An 11,093-nucleotide genomic window follows, 5' to 3' on the forward strand; every position below is an offset into this window, starting at 1 on the left:
TATTAGCATACCTTTCGGTATGTTATCCATGTGTATAGGGCAGGTTACCCACGCGTTACTCACCCGTCCGCCGCTAGGATCAAAGAGCAAGCTCTTATCTCCTCGCTCGACTTGCATGTGTTAGGCACGCCGCCAGCGTTCATCCTGAGCCAGGATCAAACTCTCAAAACAAACTTAATTTACTCAAAATAAACTTGGCTTCATATTTTATATCCAGAATCACGTGGTGTGATTCATTATGACCTACTGTTTAATTTTCAAAGTTCAATTTGTTTTTTCCTCTTGTCGAGGACAAGTAATAATATATCACCTTCATTTAATTATGTCAACACTTTTTTTTGAAAAATTTCTTGTAAATAAATTCCTGAATTTAATATTTTAATAATATCATACTAAAAAATAAAACTTTAATTATTTGATTTATTAATAAAATAATAATTTTTATGGAGGTATTTTTATGAGTAATAAAAAACTTGTTCCAGAAGCAAGAGAAGCTTTAAATCAAATGAAGCTTGAAATAGCTAATGAACTAGGCATTCAAAATTCATCAAATATAAATAAGGGAGATTTAAGTTCTAGAGAAAATGGATATTCAGGAGGCTCTGTAGGAGGGCATATGACTAGAAAATTAATTGAAATAGCAGAAAAAAAGTTAGCTAAAAAACAGCATTAAAATCTCCTTTTAATGCTGTTTTCTAATTTATGTATGCTTAATTAACTATCAATCCTACTTTTATTTCTCTATTGTATTTGATAGTAGTAATATAATTATTGTATCAAAAGTTGATTATTCAAAACATAAAACTTTACTCATTCTATCTTCTCCTAATAATGTATTTTTAAAAATATTTCTTGTTCCTTCTAAAAAAAGCATAGGATTTTTAAGCGCTGGACTATAATGAGTAAGCCACAATTCCTTAACATTTCCTTTTTTAGCAAGTAGGGCGGCTTCCGAAAAAAGCATATGCTTATTTGCCATGGCCTTATCTATACTTTCATATTCTCCATACATACCTTCACAAATAAAAAGATCTGCTTCATTAATAAAATCTACTAAACGTTCTGTAGGTCTAGTATCTGTACAATAAGAAATTTTTAATCCTTTTCTTTCTTCTCCAAGAACCATATCTGGAGTAAATATCTTACCTTCAAAAATAACTTTTTCACCTTTATGAAGCCTATTCCATAAAAACATTGGTATATTCTGATTCTTTGCTCTATCTGGATCAAACTTTCTTTTTCTTTTTATTTCTATAGTATAGGCAATACAGGGAATTGTATGATCTACACCAATAGTATGTACATAAAAATCTCCTACTCTTTCTACTATTTCTTCTTCACTAGGTATTTCTAATAGTCTAAGTTCAAAAGGAAGATTAGGTGATATAATAGTTAGCCCTTTTATAACCTCCAAAAGTCCTTTTGGACCTATTATTGTCAAAGGCTCTGTTCTTCCTGAATTTCCTATAGTCAGTAAAAGACCTGGAATTCCTGCTATATGATCTGCATGATAATGAGTAAAGCATATCGATTCAATTGCTTTAAATCCCCATTTAAGAATTTTTAAACTAACTTGTGTTCCTTCTCCACAATCGACAAGTATCATTTTTCCATTATATGAAATAATCATTGATGTTAAATATCTATTTGGTAGAGGCATCATTCCTCCACATCCAAGTAAAGAAACGTTAATCATTTTTCACTCCCCTTTATAACTATTTTTTTAAAGAATATATACTTATTATTTTATTCTATATTTTTTCCAAGAGTATTTTTTATATAAGTATGAAAAACTATTAAAAAGGAGGGATACTTTATGAAAGCTAAAAATCCTAAAGAAATAATAGAAGATACTTATGATACAACAAAATATAAAGCTCCTGAAAGACCATTAACAGGATTTGTTATGCCACTTAATATGAAAAGAGATTTTGATTATATTGACCCTATGAGATTTTCTGAATATAGGCCTTTTATACCAGATGATGAAGATGCTAACAAAGAGGAATTAAGAAAAAAAACAAGATAGTGCAAATTCTGCACTATCTTAATTTTTTCATTACCGTTATTGAATTTAAAATAAATATTAAAAAATATATTTTTACTCAATCTTAAACTTATTTACCTCATTCATTAATGTATCTGCTAAATTTTTAAGTTCATCTGAACTTTCAGCCATACTTTCAATAGTGGCAAGTGTCTGCTCTGTACTTGCTGAAACCTCTTCTGTAGAAGCAGAAGTTTCTTGGGCTGATGCTGATATACTTGTTATAGTAGTTACTATTTCCTCTTTATTCTCAAGCATATCCTTATTTAAGTTTTGAATATTTTCCATATCCATAGATACATCTAATATAGATTTTGATATTTTATTAAATATATCCTTTGTCTTAATAACTGACTCTTCCTGAGATAATAAAGTATTGTTAGTATTTTTTATACTTTCTACTGAAGTTTTTGATTTTTCTTGTATTTTATTTATAAGCTCACTTATTTTATATGATGCATTGGTAGTATCTTCTGAAAGTTTTCTAATTTCATCAGCAACTACTGCAAATCCCTTTCCAGCTTCTCCTGCTCTTGCTGCTTCAATAGATGCATTTAGTGCTAAAAGATTTGTTTGGCTTGCTATATTATTAATAGCTTCTATTATATTTCCTATTTCTTTAGAGCTTTCTTCCATTTCTTTTATTGCTAAATTAAGCTCTTCACTATTTTGCAAAGTTTCCTTAGTCTTATCAGTTAAATCCTGTACTATATTTATACCATTTTTATTAAGATTTATAGCTTCATCAAATTTAGAACTTATGTTATCTATAGCATTTGATATTAATTCTATACTATTAGCTAACTCATCTGCCTTTTGTATTCCTACTTCTGTATCTTTTGCTTGTTCATTATTGGCATTTGCTATTTCTTCAATAGCTTTAGCTATCTCACTTATAGAAAATTTAGTTGTATCAGATATTTCTTTTAAATTATTTGAGCTTTCATATACAGAACTAGCAGATTCTTTTATTTCATTTAATAGAATTTTAATATTATTTATCATTCCATTAAATTCACTTCCTATTTTTCCAAACTCATATTTAGAATTTATATTAATCTTATTTCTAAAATCCCCCTTAGTGGCAGTACTTATTCCTTGTTCTAAATCTTTGAGTGGTATTGTTATCATTCTTGTTATTATAACAGCTAAAACTAATGCAACTACAATGCATATTATTAAAATAAGAATACTTGTAAATTTTATAGAACTTACTTCATCATTGATTTCATCTTTATTGAAATTCAATACAATTTTCCACCCAGTTCTTTCATTAGTTAAATAATATATATAGCTTCCATCAATATTTATACTTTCTTCTTTTTTGGATATAAACTTTTTAGTTTTTTCATCTAATTCTTGCCCTATAAGTTTTTCATCAGGATGTGATATTACCTTTCCGTCACTACTAACTATAAATATGTACCCTGTTTTTCCTAAAGTTATATTTTTATATTTTTGTGAAAATTCATCTAAGCTTATATCAATACCTACAACACCTATAACTTTTCCATTTGAATCAGATACTGTTTTAGAAATTGTAAAATTAAGCTTATTAGTACTTGCATCTATGTACGGTTCTGTATATATAACTTTTCCAGGGTTGCTTACCGCATCTTTATACCAAATCCTAGATGTTGGATCATAGGAGCTATTATCTGACATTGGATTGTTAGAATCTGCAAACATTCTTTTATGTTTAGTTCCTATATATGCTGAAAGTATTTTAGGATTACTTTTAAGAATATCATCTAAAATTCCTTTTGTAATATACTCTATTTGTTCTTTATTAGATATTTTTCCTTCAACAATCCCTTCTTCTATTTTTACTAAATCTATAAAATTTTGATTATTAGATATAATGTTTAAAGTACTTTCAAGCCCTTCAAAAAATTCCTCTAAATTTAAATTCATTTCTTCTGCCATTTCCTTTGAGCCTTTATTGACTCTTTCATTAAGTACACTATAAGCTTTATTATAAGATATAAAAGATAAGATAATAAGTGGAATTAAAATTCCTATAATAAGCATAGGGACTATTACTTTTTTTATAGAAACTTCATTTTCTTTTGTTTTTGATATTTTACTCATGAATCACCCTCCTTTATAAAATCATATTTTATATAAATACTTATACAACCTTCTATATTATACCAAAATTTAGTAGTTGCATTAAATATTTTTCTACATTTTTTTAGTTTTTTCTACATAACCGTTTTACACATAAGGCCTGTAGGGCAAACAACTAATACAAATATCAAAAGTCCACCTAGTCAAAATACTATGAATATTATTAATACTAAAATTTTTTAATAATTTAGATTAATTATATATATTTTTTGGTTAAACTATAAATACTTATTTTTATAGGATGTAAAATAGATTGCTATTATTATGTCAATATTTATGTCACTACCTATAATGTTTATATATTCAAGACTATGTTATCTATTCCCAGAAAAAAACATATTAGATATTTCAGAAATTTGTTTTGGAAAATTTGTAGGAAAAATGTTAGCAGCATTTGTAAAAATAAGTATACTTTTATTAGCTACTTGTAAATCAGTATCTCAATTATTCAATTACAAAGATTATAGATTTATAGTAACTCCTATTGCTCTACTCTCTCTTATTTTTTCTCATATTATGGTTGATAGTATAAAAGAATATTGGAAATGGACAGACAAAGCATGATATTTTTTTGCTGAAATAAAAAGTCTTCATTCTAAATATTCCCTCTCTCAGTTTGTCAACAGTATGAAATTTTTTATTAATCATTATTATTTTTTTTAAATATTTTCATAAAAAGTTCAATATCAATTACTAATATACCACTTATTATGAATAAACTCCCTAAGATTAATATTAAGTTTAACTCTTCATTTAATAAGATAAAAGATAAAAACAAAGTAAAAAAAGGTATTAGCTTCAAAATTGCTCCTATTTTCCAAGATTCTATTAGTTTTGAAGCTTTTGCAAGTAAAATATATGCCAAGTAAAAATTACTAACAGCATATACCATCCACCAAATATCTAATAATTTTATTGAACTTATAATTATATTTATATCTTTGTATGCAATAAAACTAGAAATCATTAATACAGGAAGTGCTCCTGCAAGTCTTAACCAGGTCAATTCTAGTGCGTTAAATTCTTCATTCATTAATCTATTACCTATAATTGCAACTCCAAATAAAAATCCTCCCACAGCTACACAAATTGATGATGTAGAAAATGAAATTTCATTTATATTTGAAAAATCAATTGATAAAGATAATGCCCCAATTAACGTTAAACATATTCCTATCCAGTGATTTAATTTTATTTTTTCTTTTAATAAAATTACTCCAAGAATTATACAAGCAACTATATCTAGCTGTATTAAAAATCCACCAGTTGATGCGTTAACTTTTTGAAGTCCAGTTATAGCTAAAAATAAAGCAAGACCTGTACCAAGAGGTCCTAAAAAAACGAAACCTAGCCCATGCTTTTTTAATGAAAATTTTTTAAAATCATTTTGTTTTGTTATAAGTATATGTATTGTCATAAGTATAAATCCTAATAATATACTATATGTTGAAATCATTAATGGAGATAAATTAGAATTTAAAAATTTTAGCAAAACAACCCCTGCTCCTAGTAAAAAGGCTGCTATTAAAGCATATATATTTCCTAAATTCATTCAATCACCTCATTTTATAGAATAACTTTTAAAATTATAACATATAAGAAAAGCTTTTCCAATAAATATTATATAGAGAAATTATAAAAACTTTATAATTAAAGAAAAAAAGTTGTTATAGATTTTGTTTTTTTGTATCATTATGTGTTATATTATTATATATAACTATAAAAAATTTTTAGGAGTGTGTGTATGTCTAGCAAATTTGAAATTAATAATATTGTTGAAGGTACTGTAACAGATATTAAGCCTTTTGGTGCTTTTATAGCACTAGATGAAAAAACCAAAGGATTAGTTCATATTTCACAAATTAGTCATAATTTTATAAATGATATAAATGAACATATTTCCGTTGGTGACAAGGTAAAAGTTAAAATAATTGGTATTGATGAAAGTTCTAAAAAAATTTCTCTTTCAATCAAAGCAACAACACCTAATAATTCTAACTACAAAAATAGAGATACGTCTAAAAATAGAGATGTATCTAAACATAAATCTCAACCAAAATTTAAACAACCAAGTTCTCTTGAAGATAAATTAAAAGATTGGTTAAAAGAATCAGATGAGCGCCAATCAGTTTTAAACAAGCGTAACAAAAGAAGATAGTTTTTAAATTTATTAAACAAAAGAGTAAAAGGAAAGTATGAGAATGTGCAAACTACGCACAACCTCATACTTTTTTATTTCATTTTGCTAAGGATGTGTCAAGATGATTTTAATCATTTTGATACATCCCTTTTTATTTTTTATATATTATTCGATAAAATAATTGTCTAGAGAAACATAATCTATATTTTCATTATTTTTCTTTATATTAATAGCTTTTAAAAATAAATTTGCTGTATCTATAGATGTAAATATTGGTATCTTTCTTTCTGTTGCTTTTTTTCTAAGCTTAAACCCTTGACTCTCAAAGCTATTTCCTTTTGTTGGAGTATTTATAACTATATTTATATAATTATTAAGTATCAGATTATTTAATTTGTCTAAATCTGCTTCTTCACATAAGACTTCATTATTATTTAAAAACTCACTAGTTCCTTTTGAACCATATAGTTTAAATCCTAATTCATAATATTTTTTTATAACTTCAAGTCCTTCTTTTTTGTCTATATCTTTTAATGATATATATATTCCTCCATTAGTTGGAATATCTATATTTACTGATCTAAACCCTTTATATACTGCTTTATCTAAATTCTTGTCTACTCCTAATACTTCTCCAGTTGATTTCATTTCAGGACTTAAATATATATCAACATTTGCAAGCTTTTCGCTTGAGAAAACAGGTATTTTTACTGCATATACATCTTTGTTTTCCATAAGCCCTATTCCATAATCAAGTTCTTTCAATTTCTTGCCAAGCATTGCTTCAACCGCTAATTTTACCATAGGAACTTGAGTTACTTTACTTAATATTGGTACGGTTCTTGATGCTCTTGGATTTACCTCTATTACATATACTTCTTTTCCATCATATACATACTGAATATTTACAAGTCCTACTATTTTAAAGGTTTTTGCTATTTTTTTAGTATAAGTAACTAGCTTTTCTATAGTTTCTTTATCTAAGCTTACAGTAGGATATATAGTTATACTATCTCCTGAGTGTACTCCTGTTTTTTCAACATGCTCCATTATTCCAGGTATTAATATATCTTCTCCATCACATATTGCATCTACTTCTATTTCTATTCCTTTCACATACTTATCTATTAATACAGGATATTCACTTGATATATTTACTGCTTCATACATATAATTTTCAAGTGCTCTATCATCATAAATCACCTGCATAGCTCTTCCCCCTATTACATATGAAGGTCTCACTATTACAGGGTATTCTAAGTTTTCAGCTGTATTAAAAGCATCTTTTAAGTTAGTTACTGCACATCCTTTAGGAGTTGGTATATTAAGATTTTTTAATATATTAGTAAGCTTTCCTCTATCTTCTGCTAAGTCTATGGATTCAAAGGATGTTCCTAATATATTTACTCCCTTTTCATAAAGCTTTTTAGTTAAGTTTATAGATGTTTGTCCTCCAAATTGTACTATAACCCCTTCTGGGTTTTCTTTATTTATAACATTCATTACATCATCTATATATAATGGGTCAAAATATAGCTTATCTGATGTATCAAAGTCTGTACTTACAGTTTCAGGATTGTTGTTTATAATAATAGATTCATATCCTTCTTCCTTTATTGCCCATACTCCATGGACACAGCAGTAGTCAAACTCTATACCTTACCCTATTCTTATAGGTCCTGATCCTAAAACTATTATCTTTTTATTATTTGATATTATATTTTCATCTTCTTCATCATAGCATGAGTAGTAGTATGGAGTGGTTGATTCAAATTCACCACTACATGTATCTACCATTTTATATACTGAACTTATTTTATTATCTTTTAATATTTTTTCAATTAATTTTTCCTCAATTCCTGAAATTTCATATATGTCCTTATTAGTGAATCCCATGGCTTTAGCTTCATGTAATAATTCTTTATCTAGATTTTCATTTTCAAGTCTATTCTCCATTTTCACTATATCATTAATTCCATGTAAGAACCACTTATCTATCTTAGTTAATTCATAGATACTATCTATATCAGTTCCTAATCTTAAAGCATGAGCTATAGCAAATATTTTTTCATCATCACTCATTTTTATTTTTTCAATTATATCATCTTTATTCATACTCATAATATGAGGAAGTCTTAGCCCTGTGAATTTTCCTTCAAGACAGCTTACTGCCTTTAATAAAGCATTTTCAAAGCTTCTACTTATAGCCATAACTTCTCCTGTTGCCTTCATTTGAGTTCCAAGTTTTTTATCTGCTTTATTAAATTTATCAAAAGGCCATTTAGGTATTTTTACTACTACATAATCAAGACTTGGCTCAAAGAATGCACTAGACTTTTTAGTTACATAGTTTTTAAGTTCATCAATACTGTATCCTATCGCTATTTTTGCTACTATTTTTGCTATAGGATATCCTGCTGCTTTTGATGCTAGAGCACTTGATCTACTTACTCTAGGATTTACCTCTATTACAACATATCTATCACTATTTGGATCTAGTGCAAATTGAACATTACATCCACCTTCTATTTTAAGACTTCTTATTATATCTATAGAAGCAGTTCTAAGCATTTGATATTCTTTATCTCTCAACGTTTGAGATGGGGCAATAACTATACTATCTCCCGTATGAACACCTACAGGGTCTATATTTTCCATATTACATACAATAATGCAGTTATCCTTTTTATCTCTTATTACTTCATATTCTATTTCCTTCCACCCAGCTACACTTTGTTCTAAAAGTATTTGATTTATCGGACTGCTTTTTAGTCCATTTTCACAAATATTTAATAATTCTTCATAATTACTAGCAATACCTCCACCAGTTCCACCTAGTGTATAAGCTGGTCTTATTATTACAGGATATCCATAGTTTTCGACAAACTCTTTACATTCTTCAATGTTATTGGCTATTATACTCATAGGAACTGGCTGATTTATATCTATCATAAGCTTTTTAAATTCTTCCCTATCTTCAGCTTTTTTTATAGTATCACTATCTGTTCCTAAAAGTCTTACATTGAATTTATCAAGTATTCCTTTTTCCTTTAACTCCATGGCAAGATTGAGAGCAGTCTGCCCTCCAAATCCTGCAAGTATTCCATCTGGATTTTCTTTAACTATTATATTTTCTAAAGACTCTATATTAAGAGGTTCTATATATACTTTATCAGCAATATTCATATCAGTCATTATAGTTGCAGGGTTAGAATTAACAAGAACTGTTTTTATTCCTTCTTCCTTTATAGCTTTACAAGCTTGAGTTCCTGAGTAATCAAATTCTGCTGCTTGTCCTATAATAATAGGTCCTGATCCTATAATTATTACTTTTTTTATACTTTTATCTACTCCCATTACTTTTCTCCCCCTAACATAGAAATGAATTTATCAAATATATATGAAGAATCCTGTGGTCCAGGTGACCCTTCTGGATGATACTGAACAGAAAATACCGGAAGGTTTTTATGTCTCATTCCTTCTACTGTATTATCATTTAAATTTATATGAGTTACAATAAACTCTTTATCTTTTATACTATTTGCATCTACTGCATATCCATGGTTTTGACTTGTTATGAATGATCTATCTCTTTCTATATCATATACCCCATGGTTTCCTCCTCTATGTCCATACTTCATTTTGTAAGTATTTGCCCCAACTGCTAGTGCAATTATTTGATGACCTAGGCATATTCCCATAGTAGGTATATTCTTTATTAATTTTTTAGAAGTTTCTATAGCTTCTTTAACTTCTTTTGGATCTCCAGGTCCATTGCTTAAAAGTACTCCATCTGGATTTATACTCATTATCTCTTCATATGATGCATTGTATGGAAATATAGTTATATCGCATTCTCTTTGTTTTAAATTATTTATTATATTTTGTTTTACTCCAAAATCTATTAATGCTACCCTTAATCCATCACCAGGTATATTAATAATTTCTTTAGTGCTGACCTTCTTCATATAATCATCTTTTATTTCAGTTTTATCTAGAATATTCTTTAATTCATCAATAGATAAATTTTCACTGGATATCACACATTTTAAAACTCCAGAGTTTCTTATCTTTTTTGTTATACTTCTTGTATCAACTCCATAAATACCTACTATATCCATGCCTTTAAGCATATCATCAATATTTTTTTCACTCATATAATTGAAAGCTTGGTTAGAAATGTTTTTTACTATAAATCCTTTTGCATGTATTTTTGAAGATTCATTTTCTAAATTATTCACTCCATAATTGCCAATCAAAGGATAAGTCATATTTATTATTTGACCTGCATAAGAAGGGTCTGTAAGTATCTCTTGATACCCAGTCATTGAAGTGTTAAAAACAAGTTCTCCAACAGTAGTACCTATTTTTCCAAAGGCTTTTCCTTTGTAAATACTACCATCTTCTAAATATAAAATTGATTCCATTTTATCACTCCTAAAATTTATTTTTAAATTTTAGGTAATAAAATCATAACCACCCGTAAAACGGGTGGTTTGCTCTAACCCTATAAGGGCATATTACTTGCTGTGTCTTAAGACACACTGAATAGTCTGCCAACCGCTGATACTTTCACAGGCTACCCCTAAAGGGGGTATTTTATTTTTTCTTGCCTTTGTTTACTGGCTCACCCGTAAACGGGTCTATATATTCTTTCAGACTTATTTGATCACTTGCTATATCTTCTTGCAATTGATTTTTTATATATTCTTGTATTGCTTTTTTATTTCTTCCTACTGTATCGACATAGTATCCTTTGCACCAAAATTGTCTATT

The 11,093-nt window shown here is 27.8% G+C and carries 8 protein-coding genes, 1 rRNA gene and 2 pseudogenes; 4 read left to right on the top strand and 7 right to left on the bottom strand.

Annotated features, from left to right (window positions below; genetic code table 11):
• Positions 1-171: ribosomal RNA gene (locus tag BUA77_RS11625) — 16S ribosomal RNA — on the bottom strand; the annotation flags it as partial.
• Positions 172-457: 286 nt separating this feature from the next.
• Between BUA77_RS11625 and BUA77_RS11630 the strand changes: the two genes are divergently transcribed.
• A complete protein-coding gene (locus tag BUA77_RS11630) occupies positions 458-673 on the top strand; it encodes an alpha/beta-type small acid-soluble spore protein (RefSeq protein ID WP_072890409.1) in 216 nt (71 codons plus the stop codon).
• A 114-nt stretch (positions 674-787) separates the two neighbouring features.
• Here BUA77_RS11630 and BUA77_RS11635 read toward each other — a convergent pair whose 3' ends face one another.
• Positions 788-1,696 (bottom strand): ribonuclease Z, encoded by a 909-nt coding sequence (locus tag BUA77_RS11635; RefSeq protein WP_072890414.1) that lies wholly within the window; start codon positions 1,694-1,696, stop codon positions 788-790.
• Positions 1,697-1,816: 120 nt separating this feature from the next.
• Between BUA77_RS11635 and BUA77_RS11640 the strand changes: the two genes are divergently transcribed.
• Entirely contained in the window at positions 1,817-2,029 is a 213-nt protein-coding gene (locus BUA77_RS11640) for a hypothetical protein (RefSeq protein ID WP_072890416.1), read from the top strand.
• A 72-nt stretch (positions 2,030-2,101) separates the two neighbouring features.
• Here the strand turns inward: BUA77_RS11640 and BUA77_RS11645 are convergent, their stop codons facing one another.
• A complete protein-coding gene (locus tag BUA77_RS11645) occupies positions 2,102-4,138 on the bottom strand; it encodes a methyl-accepting chemotaxis protein (RefSeq protein ID WP_072890420.1) in 2,037 nt (678 codons plus the stop codon).
• Between the two features lie 303 nt (positions 4,139-4,441).
• Here BUA77_RS11645 and BUA77_RS11650 point away from each other — a divergent pair, with 303 nt between their 5' ends.
• Positions 4,442-4,741, top strand: a complete 300-nt coding sequence (locus tag BUA77_RS11650) for a hypothetical protein (protein ID WP_143151358.1) — start codon at positions 4,442-4,444, stop codon at positions 4,739-4,741.
• Positions 4,742-4,817: 76 nt separating this feature from the next.
• Here the strand turns inward: BUA77_RS11650 and BUA77_RS11655 are convergent, their stop codons facing one another.
• On the bottom strand, positions 4,818-5,729 hold the full coding sequence (locus BUA77_RS11655) for a DMT family transporter (protein ID WP_072890427.1): 912 nt from the start codon (positions 5,727-5,729) through the stop codon (positions 4,818-4,820).
• A 192-nt stretch (positions 5,730-5,921) separates the two neighbouring features.
• Here BUA77_RS11655 and BUA77_RS11660 point away from each other — a divergent pair, with 192 nt between their 5' ends.
• Complete coding sequence (locus BUA77_RS11660) at positions 5,922-6,335, top strand: CvfD/Ygs/GSP13 family RNA-binding post-transcriptional regulator (protein WP_072890430.1); 414 nt, start codon at positions 5,922-5,924, stop codon at positions 6,333-6,335.
• Between the two features lie 147 nt (positions 6,336-6,482).
• Here the strand turns inward: BUA77_RS11660 and carB are convergent.
• The 3 genes and pseudogenes from carB to BUA77_RS11675 all read right to left on the bottom strand — a co-directional run.
• A pseudogene (gene carB, locus BUA77_RS11665) lies at positions 6,483-9,674 on the bottom strand (carbamoyl-phosphate synthase (glutamine-hydrolyzing) large subunit).
• Positions 9,674-10,744: a glutamine-hydrolyzing carbamoyl-phosphate synthase small subunit gene (gene carA, locus BUA77_RS11670; RefSeq protein ID WP_072890432.1), complete on the bottom strand. Its 1,071-nt coding sequence runs from the start codon at positions 10,742-10,744 to the stop codon at positions 9,674-9,676. Before carA ends, carB begins: the two are co-directional and overlap by 1 nt.
• 172 nt (positions 10,745-10,916) lie before the next feature.
• Positions 10,917-11,093: pseudogene (locus BUA77_RS11675) on the bottom strand (IS200/IS605 family transposase); the annotation flags it as partial.

Source organism: Tepidibacter formicigenes DSM 15518, assembly GCF_900142235.1.
Lineage (GTDB): Bacteria > Bacillota > Clostridia > Peptostreptococcales > Peptostreptococcaceae > Tepidibacter > Tepidibacter formicigenes.